Raw genomic sequence first — 18,011 nt, forward strand, 5'->3', positions numbered from 1 at the left:
AGACCCGCCGGGCGGTATCGCCGGGCGCAGGGGTCGCCACAACCCACAGATTGAGTCAACGACCGACATTCACCCCTTCAGCGCCTTCTTGGGATAGATATCGTACCGGCTCGATTTCCCCTCGAGACTGTGACTCGGCTTGCCTCCCTCGATGATCGGCGCCTTGCGCGGCCGCTTGACCACCACCCGGTGGGTGGCCAGCGCCAGGGCGGCCTCGAGCAGGGCAGGTGCATCGAGGTCATCGCCGACCAGCGGCCTGAACACCCGCATCTCCTTCTTCACCAGCGCGCTCTTGTCGCGATGCGGGAACATCGGATCGAGGTAGATCACCTGCGGCGCCTCCCTCTCCCACGCACGCATGCGCTCGATGGCATTGCCTGTCAGCAGTTGCATGCGCGCGACGATCGGGCCGATTTCGGCATCCCCCCGCGCCCGCGCCAAACCGTCCTCCAGCAGCGCGGCAATCAATGGCTGGCGCTCGATCAGGGTCATCTCGCAGCCCAGGCTGGCCAGCACGAACGCGTCCTTGCCCAGCCCCGCCGTGGCATCGAGCACCCGCGGCCGCACGCCTTGGGCGATACCGACCGCCTTGGCGATCATCTGCCCGTTGCCACCGCCGTACAGCCGTCGATGCGCCGCCTGCCCCTCGACGAAATCCACCCGCACAGGCCCGGGCGCCTGCGGCCCCAGTTGCTGGATCTGCAGGCCCTCGGCGCCCAACTGCACGGCAAACTCCGCCGCCTCGTCAACCAGCGGCAAGCCCAGTCGCTGCGCCCATGCTTCGGCCTGCGCCTGGAATTGCGCGGCCAACGCCTCGACCCTGATACCCGCCGCCTGTTGTTGCTCTAACATCGATTCGCGCACTCGAAAAAAATTAATGTAACCCCGGCCAGAGCCGATACAGGCAATATCCCGCTATTCTGCCAGAGCACAACGCCCGCGACTGCCATGACAGACACTCTTCCCATTGGCTTGACCTACTTGTCGCCCGTCGGCAACTACGGTCGACAGAATACCCAGGCACTGGGTGGCGTCAGCCACCTGTGGCAGGATTTCTTTGCCCGCGCCATGGCAGAGCAACAAAAAGGCGAAGTCGACGGTTTCAGCCAGGCGCTGATGCAGTGCGACCAGGAGAGCGGCGAACCGATCGGCGGCGCCCGCGCCCTGGCCCTGATCGATGCCCAGCGCGCCCTGCCGGTTCACGACACCGAGGTGGCACCACCCGAGCCGCTGTTCCTGCCCAAGGCGGAACTCGAGGCCAAACTGCTGCCACCTGCCCCCGAGCCCTTCGACACCGTCGAGTTGATCGAGCAGCAACGCCAGCTCGACATCGACAACAGCTGGGTGCGTCCAGTGGTCATGAGCCAGGGCCACCCCATCGCCGAGCCCGGCCCTGGCCCAACGCCACGCCCGCTGTTCCTGCCCATCGCCGAGTTCGAGACCGGCCTGCTCGACCCTGCGCCCGAGCCCTTCGACGACAGCACGCTGGCCAAACAGCAGAACGACCTGGAATTCGATATCCACTGGGCGCGCCCGGTTGTGCTGAACAACGTGCGCCTGCACGCCTGAACCTCAGCGGCAGATCTGCCAGAAACCCATGTCCGCATGGAAGTGATTGTGATGGGCGGCGTTGTACTCCGGCCCCAGCACCGTGCTGAAACTTGCGCACGCCGCCTCCTGCACCTGGCGCAGGAAGTCCGCCTTGCGCCCATCTCCCTGCCAGTCCCGCGCCAGCACGATGCGCTGGCCGTCCTGCAGGCGAAAACCACTGATATCCAGGGCATTGGCGCTGGCATGCTGGCTGAGCCGACCTTGCTTGCGGTGGTAGACGTTGCGGCAGGCAAAGCTGCCCAGGTGATCGACCTGGGTCACTGGCTGGCCGAACACCCGCTGCGCAGCCGGTTGCAACCCATGCACTTCGAACAGCGCATAGGCCACGGCCAGCGGGCAGCTGGCGAGGAAGCTGCTGCTGAGCCGCGCCTGCCCGCCTTCGATGCGCCAGACGTTGCGCAACGGGCAGTTGGCCGCCGCCGGGCTGTCGCTTTGCGGCCGATAGCGCAATGATGAAGTCTGCAAGGCCTGGCGGCACAGCTCGGGGTCGGCGCGCAGGCGCGACAGCTTGTAGGGTGTCAGCAGGTTCGGCGGCTGCCGCACATCCAGCACCGCCCATGGGTTCCAGGCATCCGCCGGGCGCAAACCGAGCCACCAGGCAACAAGCACGGCCAGCAGCAGGCTGGCCAGTACGGTCAACGTTTTGCCCATGCAGCCTCAGCGACGGAAAAGGTCATTGAGCTGAGCGAATGGCAAAGCCTGCTCGCCATAACTGAAAGTGCCCTGCTCATGGATCTCCAGCGCGGCCCGCTGCAAAGCGCCCAGGGCGGCACGCGCCAGCGATGAGCCGACACTGATGCGCTTGACGCCCAGGTCTTGCAACTGGTTCACGCTCAAGGGTACGCCCGCCATGCCCATCAGCACGTTCACCGGCCTTGGCGCCACGGCCTGCACCACCGCACGGATCTCATCGACGCTGCGCAGCCCCGGGGCATACAGCACATCGGCGCCGGCCTCGGCATAGGCTTGCAGCCTGCGAATGGTGTCATCCAGGTCGAGACGCCCGTGCAGCAGGTTCTCGGCGCGCGCGCAAAGGGTGAAGGGGAACGGCAGGCCGCGGGCAGCCTGCACGGCGGCGCGTACACGCGCCACGGACAGGTCGAAGTCGTAGATCGGCACTTCGGCGCGACCGCTGGCATCTTCGATCGAACCGCCCACCAACCCCACCTCGGCGGCGCGCAGAATGCTCTGTGCGCAGTCTTCGGGCAATTCGCCGAAGCCGTTTTCCAGGTCCGCCGCCACCGGCAATGGCGTGGCATCGACGATCGCCTGGGCGTTGCCCAGGGTTTCCTCGAGCGTCAGCGCGCCCTCGGCATCCGGCCGCCCCAGGCTGAACGCCAGCCCCGCGCTGGTCGTGGCCAGCGCTTCGTATCCCAGGCTGGCCAACAGCCTGGCGGAGCCGGCGTCCCACGGGTTGGGGATGACGAACGCGCCATCTCGCTCGTGGAGCGCCTTGAAAGCTTCGGCTCGCAGGGTTTGCACATCCATGGTTCAACCTCCCGGCAGTCAGATCAAAGTAACCCCAGTTGTTCGACCTCAGGGGCGCGGGGCAATTCAGGCAGCGCTGCAAGGCCCGGCAGGCGAGCCATCAGCCGCTGGTGAAAACGCTGGGCCAGCGCCGCCGCCAGGCGATTGTCGGAGGTATGCAGGAACACGTAGGGGCTGCGGCCCTCTTCAATCCATGCAGCGACCTTGTCGATCCATGGGGTGAGGAAGGTCTCGTTGGCCTCGAGCTGCGGATGGCCGATGAAGCGCACCTGCGGAGACTGGCTGAAGGCCGCTGGCCGCGGCGGCACCTTGGGCTTCTTAGCCTGGGCATGGAGCACCGCGGGCTCGCGCGAGGTGCAACTGAACAACGCACGCGGATCCAGGCAGATACGCTCGACTCCACGTTCATGCAGCAGGCGATTGAGCTGACGCTCCTCCTCGCCCCGGGCGAAGAAGGCGTCGTTGCGCACCTCAACCGCTACCGCCACACCGATCTCATCAAGGAAATGCGCCAGCTCGCCCAGCCGCGACGGGCCGAACATTGCCGGCAACTGCAGCCAATACGGCGCCACGCGCTCACCCAGGGGAGCCATCAGCCGAGTGAAGTCGACGGCCGCATCGAGTTGTTCACGCAGGTCGCCGGCATGGCTCACATCGCCGGGAAACTTGGCGGTGAAGCGAAACCCCGACGGCATGATCTGCGCCCAACGCTCGACGGTCGCCGGCGCGGGACGGGCATAGAAGGTGGTATTGCCTTCAACGGCGTTGAATACCTGGCTGTAGAGCCCGAGGAACTCGCCGCTACGGGCGTCGGCGGGATAGAGGTAATCGCGCCAGGCGTTTTCAGCCCAGGACGGGCAACCGAGGAAATAAGGCAGAGATGATGGCGTCATCCATCAAATGTACAGGTCCAGCCCCAGCACTTCCATCTCCCAGTCGGTGAAGCCGGCGGTGGTCAGGTAGCTGGCCAGGGCGGTGGAGGTACGGCGGTTGCGGGCGCGGGGGAAGATCAGGTCCTGCTGGCGGGCCGGCAGGTTCTCGCCGCGACGGCTGGCGCGGCTGATCTGCGCGTCGATGTCCTCGATGATCTCGGCATCGGCTTCATCGATGGCTTCGTCACGCGCCGGCGCCTTGCGTGGCGCACGCTTGATGGGGTAGCTCTGTGAGGAGAAGCCGTCGATACGCATGACAAAGGCACTCAGGATCAATGATGGCAATTTAGCAGCATCAGGAATCCTTCGCTAATGCCCGAACTGATAACTGGACCACAGTTCGCGCAAAAGGTTTTATCGTGAACGGCGATAGCCGACGAAATGCCTTCAACGCGCCTTGGGCGTAGCCACATTATCGCGCAAGTAGACCGGTTGCGCCTGCTCGGCGACCACCGCCTCGCCCCGTGCCCAGGCGAAGCCGGCCAGGGAGAGGATATCCAGGGCGCTGGGCAACGCACCCGCATCGATGGCAGATACCTGCACGGCCAGGCGCTCGGCGTAGCCCCAGCCGGTACCGGCACCGAACCATGCCTCGCCCGCGCCTTGTGGCAGGGCCACACCCTCCGGTGGCAGTACCGCCTCGTGGCCGACCAGACGCATCTCGCCCTGTTCGGCGCGGTAGCAACCCCAGTACACCTCGTCCATGCGCGCATCGATGGCCGCGGCCACCTGCTGCACGCCACGCTCACGCAAGGCGCCCTGAGCCAAGGCCGCCAGGTTGGATGTCGGCAGCACTGGGCGCTCCAAGGCGAAAGCCAGGCCCTGGACCACGCCGATGGCGATACGCACGCCGGTGAAGGCGCCCGGGCCACGGCCGAAGGCGATGGCATCCAGCGCGCTCAGCGCCACGCCCGATTCGGCCAGCAACTGCTTGATCATCGGAAGCAGCTTCTGCGCGTGCATGCGCGGGATCACCTCGTAATGGCTGGTCACCTTGCCGTCATGCAGCAGGGCGACGGAACAGGCTTCGGTAGCGGTATCCAGGGCCAGCAAGGTGGTCATCGAGCAAGGTATCCAGGCAACAGGGAAAAGAGCGGCAGTATAAACGACAACGGCCCGCAAGCGGGCCGTCGTGACACACGGTGATGGATCAGCTCAGGGCTGCCAGCACCTTGGCAGTGATCGATTCGACCGAACCGACGCCCTCGATGTGGCTGTACTTCGGTTTGCCGGCGTTGGCGGCCGACAGCTTCTGGTAGAAGTCCACCAGCGGCTTGGTCTGGCTGTGGTAGACCGACAGGCGGTGACGCACGGTTTCTTCCTTGTCGTCATCGCGCTGGATCAGGTCTTCGCCGGTGACGTCGTCCTTGCCTTCCACCTTCGGCGGATTGTACTGGATGTGGTAGGTGCGGCCGGATGCCAGGTGCACGCGGCGGCCAGCCATGCGGCCGACGATTTCTTCGTCGTCCACGGCGATTTCGACCACTGCGTCGATGTCGACGCCAGCGGCGACCATGGCTTCAGCCTGCGGGATGGTGCGCGGGAAGCCGTCGAACAGGCAGCCGTTGGCGCAGTCAGCCTGCGCGATGCGCTCCTTGACCAGGCTGATGATCAGCTCGTCGGAGACCAGCTGGCCGGCATCCATGACCTTTTTCAGCTCCAGGCCCAGTGGGGTACCGGCCTTGACGGCGGCACGCAGCATGTCACCGGTGGAGATCTGGGGAATACCGAACTTCTCGGTGATGAACTTTGCCTGAGTACCTTTACCGGCCCCGGGAGCTCCCAGCAGAATTACGCGCATCTTGTGCTCCTCATATTTTTTATGCAAATCAACGGATTCGGCGCACAAGGCCAATTCCGGAAAAATCGGTCGAGACCGCAAAATCGGTCAAAAGGCTGCTCAAGATACACAGCACCCGCCCCCCCGACAAGCGTCCCAAAGTGGCAGGAACGCGCCACTTGTAGCCTGCCAGAGGACAGGTTGCGCCAGGCGCAACCGGCCGCGCGAGGACCGATCACGATCCAGCGCGGCCCTCACCACGCCCGGACTGGGCTGAACTCAACCGGTGTTGCGCAACCCAGCCGCGATCCCGGCCACGGTCACCAGCAAGGCCTGCTCCAACGGGCTGTCCAGAGCGGCTTCGCGGCTGCGCGAGCGTGCCAGCAACTCGGCCTGCAGGCGGTGCAGCGGGTCCAGGTAGGTGTTGCGCAGGCGGATGAATTCCAAGGTTTCCGGGCTGTGCGCCAGTAGCACCGACTGCCCGGTCAGACCCAGTACCACCTGGCACGACTGCGACAATAGGTCGCGCAGGTGCGCGCCCAACGGCAGCAGTTCGGGTTGCACCAGACGTTCGTCGTAGGCCTCGGCGATCTGCGCATCGGCCTTGGCCAGGACCATCTCCAGCATGTCGATGCGGGTACGGAAGAACGGCCATTGTTCGCGCATCTGCGCCAGCAGCGCCCCCTGCCCGCGTGCCAGGGCATTGCTCAGCGCGGTCTCCCAGCCGAGCCAGGCCGGCAGCATCAGCCGTGTCTGGGTCCAGCCGAAGATCCAAGGGATCGCCCTCAGGCTTTCGATGCCGCCGGCGCGGCGCTTGGCCGGGCGACTGCCCAGCGGCAGGCGGCCAAGCTCCTGCTCGGGGGTGGACTGACGGAAGTACTCGACGAAGTCCGGATTTTCGCGCACCACGGCCCGGTAGGCCTTGACCCCGTCGGCGGCCAGCTGGTCCATCAGTACGCGCCAGGCCGGCTCAGGCGGCGGCGGTGGCAACAGGGTCGCCTCCAGCACCGCGGCCAGGTAGAGATTGAGGTTCTGTTCGGCGATGCCCGGCAGACCGAACTTGAAGCGGATCATCTCGCCCTGTTCGGTGGTGCGGAAACGGCCACCCACCGACCCCGGCGGCTGCGACAGGATCGCCGCGTGGGCTGGGCCGCCGCCACGCCCGACCGTGCCACCGCGACCATGGAACAGCAGCAACTCTACCTGGTGCTCACGGCAGATACGTACCAGGTTTTCCTGGGCGCGGTACTGGGCCCATGCCGCCGCCGTGGTGCCGGCATCCTTGGCCGAGTCGGAATAGCCGATCATCACCTCCTGCGGGCCGTGCAGGCCGGCACGATAGCCGGGGAGCCCGAGCAGGCGCTCCATGACCGGGCCTGCGTTGTCAAGGTCGGCCAGGGTCTCGAACAGGGGTACCACGCGCATCGGCCGGGTCAGCCCGGCCTCCTTGAGCAACAGCTGCACCGCCAGTACATCGGACGCCGCGCCGGCCATGGAAATCACGTACGACCCCAGCGACGCCGCCGGGGCCGCAGCGATTTCGCGGCAGGTGGCGAGTACTTCGGCGGTATCGGTCTGGGGCTGGAAATGCGCCGGCAGCAGGGGGCGGCGGTTCTTCAGTTCGGTCTGGAGGAAGGTGATGCGTCGCTCTTCGTCCCACTCGGCGTAGCGGCCCAGGCCGAGGTAGTCGGTGATTTCCGACAGCGCGTCGCGATGGCGGGCAGCGTCCTGACGTACGTCCAGGCGCACCAGGAACAGACCGAAAGTCACCGCCCGGCGCAGGCAGTCGAGCAACGGGCCGTCGGCGATCACGCCCATGCCACACTCATGCAGCGACTGGTAGCACAGCTCCAGCGGCGCGATGAGGTCGCGATTGTCCACCAGCACCGCCGCGCTGGCCGGCTGCGTCGCGGCCAACGAGGCGTGGGCCCAGGCGCGGGTGGCACGCAGGCGGTCGCGCAACTGCTTGAGCAGCGCCCGGTATGGTTCGGCGCTGTCCCCGACCTTTTCCTTGAGCGCGGCGCTGGCCTGCTGCATGGACAGCTCGGCGGCCAGGTAGTCGATATCGCGCAGGAACAGGTCGGCGGCCATCCAGCGCGCCAGCAAGAGCACTTCGCGGGTTACCGCCGCCGTGACATTGGGATTGCCGTCACGATCACCGCCCATCCACGAGGCGAAGCGAATCGGCGCCGCCTCCAGCGGCAGGTGCAGGCCAGTCGCCTCGAACAGAGCCGCATCGACCTTGCGCAGGTGGCTGGGCACAGCCTGCCACAATGAGTGCTCGATCACGGCGAAGCCCCACTTGGCCTCGTCCACCGGTGTGGGCCGGGTCCTGCGGATTTCCTCGGTGTGCCAGGATTCGGCGATCAGCCGGCGCAGGCGTTCGCGCACCTGCTGGCGCTCGGCCGGGATCAGATCGCGGTGATCCTGCGCGGCCAGCTGCGCGGCAATGGCGTCGTACTTCTGGATCAAGGTGCGGCGCGCCACCTCGGTGGGGTGCGCGGTGAGCACCAGTTCGATGTTCAACTTGCCCAGTTGCCTGGCCAGCTCATCGTTGCCATGGCCAGCGGCCTTCAGGCGCGCCAGCAACTCGGGGAGCACCCGCGCCTCGAACGGTTCGGGTTGGCCAGCGTCACGGCGGCGGATCAGCTGGTACTGCTCGGCGATGTTGGCCAGGTTGAGGAACTGGTTGAACGCCCGCGCCACCGGCAGCAGGTCTTGCTCGGCCAGGTCGCCCAGGGTCGAGCTCAGTTGCTCGCCCGCTCCACGGCGGTCGGCCTTGGCGCTGTGGCGGATATCCTCGATCTTCTGCAGGAATGCCTCGCCATGCTGCTGGCGGATAGTCTCGCCAAGCAGTTCTCCTAAAAGGTGCACATCCTCGCGCAAGCGCAGATCGATATCACTCATCAGCCTTCTCCACTCCAGGAAACCGCATGCGCCCAAGAGTGCCCACTCGCGACCATTCCTGGCAAGGCGCATGCTGCCAAAGCAACTAAAGTGAACACAGATCATTCGAAGCAATGCCACTCCAGGCTTTGACAGAGGTCATCATGAAAATTCGCCAACTCGCCCAGCACTGGGAACAAAACGCCGCCGGCCGCCTGAGCCCCACCGGCCATGTCCTGCACCTGGACATGGAAGCAGAAGCGCGTCTGGCCGCGCTGATCGACATGTATCCCAAGCGTAGCCCCGAGGAGCTCTTGGGCGAGTTGGTGGCGGCGGCACTGGAAGAGCTGGAGGCCAGCTTCCCCTACGTCAAGGGCCAGCAAGTGATTGCCACCGACGAGGAAGGTGACCCGCTGTACGAGGACATCGGCCCTACTCCGCGCTTTCTGGCTCTCTCCAGGCGCCATCTGCAAGCCCTTGGCCGTGTGCATAAAGACCCCTCGCACTGAGCCACTTCGGGTGCCGGGCACTGCCCGGCATACCGTCATTTACAGCGGAAGTTCCAGGCGAAAACCGCTGACTGATTAGTCAGAAAAAAATACCTTTAGCGTGCAAATTTTTCTGAACTATTCAAAAAACACTCCGGTCACAGCCAATAGCCATCACGGCAAAACCCTGTAAAAACGGGCCTTTGCGCCCGACACTGGCAACAGGGGAACAGCGATTGTCACGGCGTGGCATCGTCGTTTAACAGGAGTGACCCAATGGAGTTGACCACCATGAAGACCCGCATCGCACAACCTTCCTCCACTCATCTGCGCGGGCTCAAGCTGGCCGCGCTGGCCCTGGGCAGCAGCCTGGTGCTGGCCGGCTGCGCGGGCAAGCCGCCTACCGAGCAATACGCCGTGACCCAATCGGCGGTCAACTCGGCGGTCAGTGCCGGTGGCACCGAGTTCGCAGCAGTGGAGATGAAGGCTGCCCAGGACAAGTTCAAGAAAGCCGAAATCGCCATGCACGACAAGAAGTATGACGAGGCCAAGCTGCTGGCCGAGCAAGCCGAATGGGACGCTCGCCTTGCCGAGCGCAAAGCCCAGGCAGCCAAGGCCCAGAAGGCCGTGCAGGATGCTCGCCAGGGTGTCCAGGACGTACGTGAGGAAGGCCTGCGCAGCGCTGAATAAGCCTGCTCAGCTTCCACTGCCTTCGTTAAAGATCAAAGGATGAACACTATGCGCAATTACGTCATGATTCCCGCCCTGCTGGCCCTCAGCGTCGGCCTCGCCGCCTGCTCCCACGACCCGAACGCCAACCTCGAGTCGGCCCGCACCAATTTCTCCGCCCTGCAGAGCGATCCGCAGTCGAGCAAAGTGGCCGCGCTCGAGACCAAGGACGCTCAGGACTGGCTGAACAAGGCCGACAAGGCCTACATGGATCGCGAGGATGAGAAGAAGGTCGACCAGCTCGCCTACCTCACCAATCAACGCGTTGAAGTGGCCAAGCAGACCATTGCCCTGCGCACCGCAGAGGGTGAACTGAAAAACGCCGCGGCACAACGCGCCCAGGCCAAGCTCGACGCCCGCGATGCGCAGATCAAGAAACTGCAGGACAGCCTCAACGCCAAGCAGACCGACCGTGGCACCCTGGTGACCTTCGGCGACGTGCTGTTCGACTTCAACAAGGCGGAGCTCAAGAGCAGCGCCTACCCGAACGTCACCAAGCTGGCGCAGTTCCTTCAGGAGAACCCTGAACGCAAGGTGATCGTCGAGGGCTACACCGACAGCGTTGGTTCTGCCAACTACAACCAGACCCTGTCCGAACGTCGCGCCTCCGCAGTGCGCATGGCCCTGGTGCGTGCCGGTGTGGATCCTGCGCGCATCGTTGCCCAGGGTTACGGCAAGGAGTATCCGGTTGCTGACAACAGCAGCAACTCCGGCCGCGCGCAAAACCGTCGTGTGGAAGTAACCATCTCCAACGACAACCAGCCGGTGGCACCACGCTCGGTCAGCCAGATCCAGTAACGGTTGCACGTTGCGTTGAATGAAAAGCCCCGCCTTGATGGCGGGGCTTTTCGTTGCAACCACTCTTGCAAGCCGCTAACGAAAACGCCCCGAACGGGTCGGGGCGTTTACCTGGCACCTGTCACCGGCTACTGGAACAGCGACTCGCTAGACAGGCCATTCTTCTCAAGGATCTCACGCAGGCGCTTCAGGCCTTCGACTTGAATCTGCCGTACCCGCTCGCGGGTCAGGCCGATCTCCAACCCGACATCCTCCAAGGTACTGCTTTCATGCCCACGCAGGCCGAAGCGTCGTACCACCACCTCACGTTGCTTGTCGGTCAACTCACCCAGCCACTGGTCTATGCTCTGCGACAGATCATCATCCTGCAGCAGTTCGCATGGGTCGGTTGGACGATCATCGGTCAGTGTGTCGAGCAGTGTCTTGTCGGAGTCCGGCCCCAACGAGACATCCACCGAAGACACCCGCTCGTTCAGGCCAAGCATGCGCTTGACCTCGGCCACCGGTTTCTCGAGCAGGCTGGCGATTTCTTCCGGCGACGGCTCGTGGTCGAGTTTCTGCGTCAACTCGCGGGCAGCGCGCAGGTAGACGTTGAGCTCCTTTACCACGTGGATGGGCAGGCGAATGGTGCGGGTCTGGTTCATGATCGCCCGCTCGATGGTCTGGCGGATCCACCAGGTCGCGTAGGTCGAGAAGCGGAAGCCGCGCTCGGGGTCGAACTTCTCTACCGCACGAATCAGCCCCAGGTTGCCTTCCTCGATCAGGTCGAGCAACGACAGGCCGCGATTGACGTAACGGCGGGCGATCTTGACCACCAGGCGCAGGTTGCTTTCGATCATGCGCTTGCGGCCGGCCGGGTCGCCTTTTTGCGACAGACGCGCGAAATGCACTTCTTCCTCTGGCGAAAGCAGGGGCGAGAAGCCGATTTCGTTGAGATACAGTTGGGTCGCATCAAGTGCCCGACTGTAGTCGATGTACTTGTGCTGCTTGAGCGATGCGCCCTGTTTCGACTTGGTCCGAACCGAAGGTACAGCAGGTTCGTCTGACACCACATCCGTTTCCAAAACGATGCCCGTCTCCATCAGAAGCAGGTCATCGTCGATGTCAAACTCCGGCACTTCTTTACTGAGAGCCATTGTTATAGTCCTTTGCTGAGTTCGAACTCAGACTCGAGCGTCACCCTTCCATGGCAGCGCTGGAGCCTGTCCCCTCTACATCCAAGGAACAGGCTGGGACAATGATCAACGGCGTGGCAGGAACTGGAGTGGATCGACGGGTTTGCCCTGGCGGCGAATCTCGAAATGCAGCTTCACCCGATCAGTGCCCGTGGACCCCATTTCTGCGATCGTCTGCCCTGCCTTGACCTGCTGCCCCTCCCGAACCAAAAGCCTGCGGTTATGACCGTAGGCACTGACGTAGGTATCGCTGTGTTTGATGATGATGAGCTCGCCATAGCCCCTCAAGCCACTGCCGGCGTAGACCACCGCTCCATCAGACGCAGCAAAAACAGGCTGTCCCAAATCACCGGCGATATCAATGCCTTTATTCAAACTACCGTTTGAAGCGAATTTTCCAATCAGCACGCCGTTCGCCGGCCACGTCCAACCGCCGACGGCGCGCTCTGCGGCGGGCACCTGGGCAACCGTTTGCGAGGTGGTGGAAGGGGCAGTTGTGGCACTTTTGCCATTGCTGGTCGCCGGTGCCGTGGTGGCGACCGGCCGGCGGATCACGGTGGTCCGGCTCGACGACGAAGTGCTGCCGACGACCGTCGTGCTGCCCCCCGCGCCGCTGCTGAAACGGATCGGCTGGCCCGGGCGGATGGTGTAGGGGGCGGGAATATTGTTGCGCGCCGCCAGCTCCTTGTAGTCCCAACCGTAGCGGAAGGCGATGGAGAACAGCGTGTCGCCGGGTTTGACGATGTACTGGCCAGAGGTAACGGTCGGGCGCTTGGGCGCGGCGTTGTTGCGGTCGACCACGCGGGCGCCGTTCGAGCTGGTGCTGGAACAGCCAGCCAGCAGGGTCCCCATGGCCAGCGCGATCACCAGAAGCTTCAATACCGACCGATCCTTGCGCTGCCGCATGCCTGTGTGACCCACCCGCGCTCCCCTCATGCTGTCAAAAATGACGATACAAAATGCAATATTGTTTCAATTATAACCGAGCCATCCTGCTTGGGGTGACTCGCTGTTGGCCTGCTCGGTGTCCGAAAAGCGCCACGCCAGATAGACAGGGCCCAGACGCAAGAATTCGTCGTCGGCGCAAATATTCCGTGGCCCCGTTCAGGCCAGTGGGCCATTGAGCAACGGCACGAAGCGCACGGCCCCAAGTACCCGGCGCGAGAAGCCATGCTCTTCGCGCACGATCAGCATCAGTTGCTGGGTCTCCCCCGCCGCCCCGACCGGGATCACCATGCGCCCACCCGGCGCCAACTGATCGAGCAGTGCCTGCGGCACTTCAGGCGCGACTGCGGTGACGATGATGCCGTTGTACGGCGCCAGCGCCGGCCACCCTTCGCAGCCGTCGCCCCAGCGGAACACCACATTGCGCAGGTTGAGTTCGACCAGACGCTCCTTGGCCCGGTCCTGCAGCACCTTGATGCGCTCCACCGAGAACACCCGCTCGACCAGTTGGGCGAGGATCGCGGTCTGGTAGCCTGAACCGGTGCCGATCTCCAGCACCTTGTCCAAGGGGCCCGCCTCGAGCAACAGCTCGCTCATGTGCGCGACCATGAACGGCTGGGAAATCGTCTGGTTGTGGCCGATCGGCAGCGCCGTGTCTTCATAGGCGCGATGGGCTAGGGCTTCATCGACGAACAGGTGGCGCGGGGTACGACGAATGGCTTCGAGCACCTTGGCGTTCGACACGCCTTCCTCATAGAGCCGCTGGATCAGCCGCTCCCGAGTACGCTGGGAGGTCATGCCGATGCCGCGGCGCTGCAGATCGTCCTGTTCGCGCATCAGAGCAGGCCCTCCAGCCAACCGTCGAGGCGCTCGAAGGCATCGTTGAAGGTGCGGTCCAGCTGCAGTGGCGTTATCGATACGTAGCCCTGCATCACGGCATGGAAGTCGGTGCCCGGGCCGCCGTCTTCGGCATCGCCGGCCACGGCGATCCAGTAGCCTTCCTTGCCCCGCGGATTGACCACCTTGGTCGGCGCTGCGGCCCGCGCGCGGTGCCCCAGGCGGGTGAGCTGGATGCCACGGATATGCTCCAGCGGCAGGTTGGGGATGTTGACGTTGAGCACGGTGCGCGGCGGCAACGCCAGGCGCGACTGCGCCTCGACCAGGCGCCGGGCAATGTAGGCGGCGGTCGGCAGGTTGTCGGGCAGGCGCGACAGCAGCGAGAAGGCCAGCGAGGTGCCGCCGAGGAAGCGCCCCTCCAACGCCGCAGCCACCGTGCCCGAATAGAGCACGTCATCCCCCAGGTTGGCGCCCAGGTTGATGCCGGACACCACCATGTCGGGGGTTTCCGGCAGCAGGCCGTTGAGCCCCAGGTGCACGCAGTCGGTGGGCGTGCCGTTGAGGCTGATGAAGCCGTTGGCCAAGGTCTGCGGGTGCAGCGGCCGGTCCAGTGTCAGCGAACTGCCGGCACCGCTCTTGTCTTGATCCGGGGCAATCACCACGCACTCGGCATGGTCCACCAACGCTTCATGCAGCGCGGCGAGGCCGGGTGCGGTAACACCGTCGTCATTCGAAATCAGAATACGCATGGGCTGTCCGTCTGCCCTGCCGGCACCAGATCGACGAGTTCGCGCACCACCACGGTGGCGAAGCATCCGGCCGGAAGGACGAATTCCAGTTGCAGGATATCAGGCTCGGGATAATGCCACGTCAGCCGCCCAATAGGGAGCCGCAGGATGCGCCGTTCGTGATCCATGCCCGCTCGCGCCAGCCAATCGCACAGCGCCGGATGTCGTCCGGCCACCGTGGACTCAAGATCCAGGGTCGCGCCCTGGCTCGGTGCCGCACCGGCGCCCCACAGCGGGCCGGTCGGGTGCAGGTCGAGAATGGCCAGGCGCGGGTCGTTGCACTCGGCCTCGCCGGCCACGAAGAAGCTGCGCTTGTCGGTGAAGGCCAGCAGGTCGCCGACCTGGGCGCGCTGCCAGCTGCCGTCGGCGACACGGGCGGCAAGCACCTGGTTGAACAGGTAGCTGCGCCCGGCCGACAGCAGCCGCGAACGCAAGTTGCGCTGCTCGGGCAGCGCCTGGCGAGCGGCCCAGTCCTGGGCGTCGTGTACATTGCCACCGCCATGGCCGAAGCGCTGGCTACCGAAGTAGTTGGGCACGCCCTGCTGCTTGAGCTGCTCCAGGCGGGCATCGAGGGCCTGGTGGTCGGCCTGCAGCGCGGTCAGGCGCAAGGTGAAGCCATTGGCCGAATGCGCACCACGCTGCAGCTTGCGCTGGTGGCGCACCTGCTTGAGCACGCGCAGGGTGTCGTCCTCGGCACGGGACAGGTCTGGGTCGGCCTTGCCCGGCAGATGCAGGCTGAACCACTGGCGGGTCAGGGCCTGGCGGTCCTTGAGGCCGGCATAGCTGATGGCGCGCACCGGCACGCCGGCGGCGCGGGCCAGGCGGCGAGCCGCCTCCTCGGTGTTGAGGTCGCGCTTCTCGACCCACAGCCACAGGTGTTCGCCGTGGCCGGACAGCGGGATATCCAGGACTTCATCAACCTGGAAGTCTTCAGCCACCGCCTTGAGCACCGCGGTGCCCAAGACATCGCCCGAGGCCCGAGGGCCCAGCAGTTCCAGTTCGGTCATGCTGATAGCAGCAGGGCGACCGCATGCACGGCGATGCCCTCCTCGCGACCGGTGAAGCCCAGCTTTTCTTCAGTAGTGGCCTTGACGTTGACCTGGTCGAGCTCGACCTGCAGGTCTGCGGCGATCTGCTGGCGCATGGTCTCGATGTGCGGGGCCATCTTCGGTGCCTGGGCGACGATGGTGGCGTCGATGTTGCCGACCTTCCAGCCCTTGTCGCGCACGACAGCGACCACGTGGCGCAGCAGCACCCGGCTGTCGGCGCCCTTGAACTGCGGGTCGGTGTCGGGGAAATGCTTGCCGATGTCGCCCAGCGCCGCGGCGCCCAGCAAGGCATCGCTCAGGGCGTGCAACAGCACGTCGCCGTCGGAGTGGGCCAGCAGGCCGAACTTGTGGGGGATACGCACCCCGCCCAAGGTAATGAAATCACCGTCGCAGAAACGATGGACATCGTAGCCGTGGCCAATACGCATAGAAAACGCCCTGATTGAGTCAGGGCGTGATTCTACCTGCTTTTGCGGTAATGGGGCTGCTTCACGGCCCTGCGGCTCAGACCCTGCCCAGTGCCACCGCATGATGGCGCAGGTGTTCATCGATGAAGCTGGCGATGAAGTAGTAGCTATGGTCGTAGCCTGGCTGCAGGCGCAGGGTCAGCCCATGGCCGCCCTTGCGCGCCGCCTGCTCCAGCGCCTCTGGCTTGAGCTGCTTTTCAAGGAAGTCATCGCGATCCCCCTGGTCCACCAGCAACGGCGGGCACTCGTCCGCCTCGGCCAGCAGCACACTGGCATCCCACTCGCGCCACTGTGCCCGGTCTTCGCCCAGGTAGCGGCTGAAGGCCTTCTCGCCCCACGGGCAATCCATTGGATTGCTGATCGGTGAGAACGCCGACACCGAGCGGTAGCGCCCCGGGTTGCGCAAGGCGCAGACCAGCGCGCCATGCCCGCCCATCGAGTGGCCACTGATACTGCGCAGGTCGGACGCCGGGAAATGTTCCTCGATCAATGCCGGCAACTCGTGCACCACATAGTCGTGCATCTGGTAGTTGCGGGCCCAGGGCTGCTGGATGGCATTGAGGTAGAACCCCGCGCCGAGGCCGAAGTCCCAGGCACCATCCGGATCGCCCGGCACCTGCTCGCCACGCGGGCTGGTGTCCGGAGCAACGATGATCAGCCCAAGCTCCGCGGCCAGGCGCTGGGCGCCGGCCTTCTGCATGAAGTTCTCGTCGGTGCAGGTCAGGCCGCTGAGCCAGTACAGAACAGGCAGCTTTTCGCCCTGCTCGGCCTGGGGCGGCAGGTACACCGCGAACACCATGTCGCAGCCAAGCACCTTGGAACTGTGCCGGTAACGCTTGTGCCAGCCGCCGTAGCTTTTCTGGCAAGAGATGTTTTCCAGCGTCATGGCGAGGGCCTCAGAAGTGGATCACGCTGCGGATGCTCTTGCCTTCGTGCATCAGGTCGAAAGCTTTGTTGATGTCCTCCAGGCCCATGGTATGGGTAATGAAGGTGTCCAGCGGGATCTCGCCTTTCTCGGACATTTCCACGTAGCTCGGCAGCTCGCTGCGGCCACGCACACCGCCGAAGGCCGAACCGCGCCAGACGCGACCGGTGACCAGCTGGAACGGACGGGTGGCGATTTCCTGGCCGGCACCGGCCACGCCGATGATCACCGACTCGCCCCAGCCCTTGTGGCAGCATTCCAGCGCCGCGCGCATCAGTTGCACATTGCCGATGCACTCGAAGGAGAAGTCCACGCCACCGTCGGTGAGGTCGACGATCACTTCCTGGATCGGGCGATCGTAGTCTTTCGGGTTGATGCAGTCGGTGGCGCCCAGCTGGCGGGCGATCTCGAACTTGGCCGGGTTGATGTCGATGGCGATGATGCGCGAAGCCTTGGCCTTGACCGCGCCGATCACTGCCGACAGACCGATGCCGCCGAGGCCGAAGATGGCAACGGTGTCACCCGGCTTGACCTTGGCGGTATTGAGCACCGCGCCAATACCGGTAGTCACGCCGCAGCCGAGCAGGCAGACCTTCTCCAGCGGAGCCTCTTTCTGGATCTTGGCCACGGAAATTTCCGGCAGCACGGTGTACTCGGAAAAGGTCGAGGTGCCCATGTAGTGGAACAGCTGCTGGCCCTTGTAGCTGAAACGGGTGGTGCCGTCGGGCATCAGGCCCTTGCCCTGGGTGGCGCGGATGGCCTGGCACAGGTTGGTCTTGCCCGAGCGGCAGAACTTGCACTGGCCACATTCCGGGGTATACAGCGGGATGACATGGTCGCCCACCGCCACCGAGGTCACGCCCTCGCCAATCGCCTCGACGATCGCCCCGCCCTCATGGCCAAGGATCGAAGGGAAGATGCCTTCCGGGTCGGCGCCGGACAGGGTGTAGGCGTCAGTGTGGCAGACACCGGAGGCGACGACGCGCAGCAGCACTTCACCGGCCTTGGGCATGGCTACGTCGACTTCGACGATTTCCAGGGGTTTCTTGGCCTCGAAGGCGACGGCGGCACGGGACTTGATCATCAAGGGTCTCCAGAGAAGATGTCGATTGC

Annotated in this window: 20 protein-coding genes; 4 read left to right on the forward strand and 16 right to left on the reverse strand. The window is 64.7% G+C overall.

The window, feature by feature from the left end:
• Positions 1-69: 69 nt before the first annotated feature.
• The gene (locus tag LU688_RS21830) at positions 70-852 is read right to left on the reverse strand and encodes a class I SAM-dependent methyltransferase (RefSeq protein WP_094012409.1); all 783 of its coding nucleotides are present in this window, start codon (positions 850-852) and stop codon (positions 70-72) included.
• Between the two features lie 96 nt (positions 853-948).
• On the opposite strand from LU688_RS21830, the gene LU688_RS21835 reads away from it, so the two are divergent.
• Positions 949-1,569 carry an energy transducer TonB gene (locus LU688_RS21835; protein ID WP_094012410.1) on the forward strand — a complete coding sequence of 207 codons (621 nt, stop codon included), beginning with the start codon at positions 949-951 and terminating at the stop codon, positions 1,567-1,569.
• A gap of 3 nt (positions 1,570-1,572) precedes the next feature.
• Here the strand turns inward: LU688_RS21835 and LU688_RS21840 are convergent, their stop codons facing one another.
• The 7 genes from LU688_RS21840 to ppc form a co-directional block, all read right to left on the reverse strand.
• Positions 1,573-2,262 (reverse strand): extensin-like domain-containing protein, encoded by a 690-nt coding sequence (locus tag LU688_RS21840; protein ID WP_094012411.1) that lies wholly within the window; start codon positions 2,260-2,262, stop codon positions 1,573-1,575.
• Between the two features lie 6 nt (positions 2,263-2,268).
• The gene (locus LU688_RS21845; RefSeq protein WP_094012412.1) at positions 2,269-3,099 is read right to left on the reverse strand and encodes an isocitrate lyase/PEP mutase family protein; all 831 of its coding nucleotides are present in this window, start codon (positions 3,097-3,099) and stop codon (positions 2,269-2,271) included.
• Positions 3,100-3,122: 23 nt separating this feature from the next.
• Positions 3,123-3,992, reverse strand: a complete 870-nt coding sequence (locus LU688_RS21850) for a DUF72 domain-containing protein (RefSeq protein ID WP_094012413.1) — start codon at positions 3,990-3,992, stop codon at positions 3,123-3,125.
• Between the two features lie 3 nt (positions 3,993-3,995).
• Positions 3,996-4,286 (reverse strand): hypothetical protein, encoded by a 291-nt coding sequence (locus LU688_RS21855; protein ID WP_038707592.1) that lies wholly within the window; start codon positions 4,284-4,286, stop codon positions 3,996-3,998.
• Between the two features lie 132 nt (positions 4,287-4,418).
• A complete protein-coding gene (tsaB, locus tag LU688_RS21860; RefSeq protein ID WP_094012414.1) occupies positions 4,419-5,093 on the reverse strand; it encodes a tRNA (adenosine(37)-N6)-threonylcarbamoyltransferase complex dimerization subunit type 1 TsaB in 675 nt (224 codons plus the stop codon).
• Between the two features lie 88 nt (positions 5,094-5,181).
• Positions 5,182-5,832 carry an adenylate kinase gene (gene adk / locus LU688_RS21865; RefSeq protein ID WP_023632584.1) on the reverse strand — a complete coding sequence of 217 codons (651 nt, stop codon included), beginning with the start codon at positions 5,830-5,832 and terminating at the stop codon, positions 5,182-5,184.
• A gap of 258 nt (positions 5,833-6,090) precedes the next feature.
• On the reverse strand, positions 6,091-8,718 hold the full coding sequence (gene ppc, locus LU688_RS21870) for a phosphoenolpyruvate carboxylase (RefSeq protein WP_094012415.1): 2,628 nt from the start codon (positions 8,716-8,718) through the stop codon (positions 6,091-6,093).
• A gap of 143 nt (positions 8,719-8,861) precedes the next feature.
• On the opposite strand from ppc, the gene LU688_RS21875 reads away from it, so the two are divergent.
• From LU688_RS21875 to lptF, 3 genes are all read left to right on the forward strand, one after another.
• On the forward strand, positions 8,862-9,206 hold the full coding sequence (locus LU688_RS21875) for a hypothetical protein (protein WP_023630100.1): 345 nt from the start codon (positions 8,862-8,864) through the stop codon (positions 9,204-9,206).
• A gap of 255 nt (positions 9,207-9,461) precedes the next feature.
• Positions 9,462-9,875: a DUF4398 domain-containing protein gene (locus LU688_RS21880; protein ID WP_023630101.1), complete on the forward strand. Its 414-nt coding sequence runs from the start codon at positions 9,462-9,464 to the stop codon at positions 9,873-9,875.
• Positions 9,876-9,923: 48 nt separating this feature from the next.
• Complete coding sequence (gene lptF, locus LU688_RS21885) at positions 9,924-10,712, forward strand: lipotoxin F family OmpA-related lipoprotein LptF (protein ID WP_023630102.1); 789 nt, start codon at positions 9,924-9,926, stop codon at positions 10,710-10,712.
• Positions 10,713-10,840: 128 nt separating this feature from the next.
• On the opposite strand, the gene rpoS is transcribed toward lptF, so the two are convergent.
• The 8 genes from rpoS to LU688_RS21925 form a co-directional block, all read right to left on the reverse strand.
• Positions 10,841-11,848: an RNA polymerase sigma factor RpoS gene (rpoS, locus tag LU688_RS21890; protein ID WP_011535249.1), complete on the reverse strand. Its 1,008-nt coding sequence runs from the start codon at positions 11,846-11,848 to the stop codon at positions 10,841-10,843.
• 105 nt (positions 11,849-11,953) lie between these two features.
• The gene (locus tag LU688_RS21895; protein WP_038706680.1) at positions 11,954-12,808 is read right to left on the reverse strand and encodes a peptidoglycan DD-metalloendopeptidase family protein; all 855 of its coding nucleotides are present in this window, start codon (positions 12,806-12,808) and stop codon (positions 11,954-11,956) included.
• Between the two features lie 183 nt (positions 12,809-12,991).
• On the reverse strand, positions 12,992-13,630 hold the full coding sequence (locus tag LU688_RS21900; RefSeq protein ID WP_177182947.1) for a protein-L-isoaspartate(D-aspartate) O-methyltransferase: 639 nt from the start codon (positions 13,628-13,630) through the stop codon (positions 12,992-12,994).
• 38 nt (positions 13,631-13,668) lie between these two features.
• Complete coding sequence (gene surE, locus LU688_RS21905; protein WP_038706681.1) at positions 13,669-14,418, reverse strand: 5'/3'-nucleotidase SurE; 750 nt, start codon at positions 14,416-14,418, stop codon at positions 13,669-13,671.
• Complete coding sequence (truD, locus tag LU688_RS21910; RefSeq protein ID WP_094012417.1) at positions 14,406-15,464, reverse strand: tRNA pseudouridine(13) synthase TruD; 1,059 nt, start codon at positions 15,462-15,464, stop codon at positions 14,406-14,408. The genes surE and truD overlap by 13 nt, the downstream gene beginning before the upstream one ends.
• The gene (gene ispF / locus LU688_RS21915; RefSeq protein ID WP_023630834.1) at positions 15,461-15,934 is read right to left on the reverse strand and encodes a 2-C-methyl-D-erythritol 2,4-cyclodiphosphate synthase; all 474 of its coding nucleotides are present in this window, start codon (positions 15,932-15,934) and stop codon (positions 15,461-15,463) included. Before ispF ends, truD begins: the two co-directional genes overlap by 4 nt.
• A 76-nt stretch (positions 15,935-16,010) precedes the next feature.
• Positions 16,011-16,859, reverse strand: coding sequence for an S-formylglutathione hydrolase (gene fghA, locus LU688_RS21920; RefSeq protein WP_094012418.1), 849 nt, complete (start codon positions 16,857-16,859; stop codon positions 16,011-16,013).
• 10 nt (positions 16,860-16,869) lie between these two features.
• Positions 16,870-17,982, reverse strand: coding sequence for an S-(hydroxymethyl)glutathione dehydrogenase/class III alcohol dehydrogenase (locus LU688_RS21925; protein WP_031315222.1), 1,113 nt, complete (start codon positions 17,980-17,982; stop codon positions 16,870-16,872).
• Positions 17,983-18,011: the final 29 nt, after the last annotated feature.

The sequence above is a fragment of the Pseudomonas soli genome (assembly GCF_021283165.2).
Classification (GTDB): domain Bacteria; phylum Pseudomonadota; class Gammaproteobacteria; order Pseudomonadales; family Pseudomonadaceae; genus Aquipseudomonas; species Aquipseudomonas soli.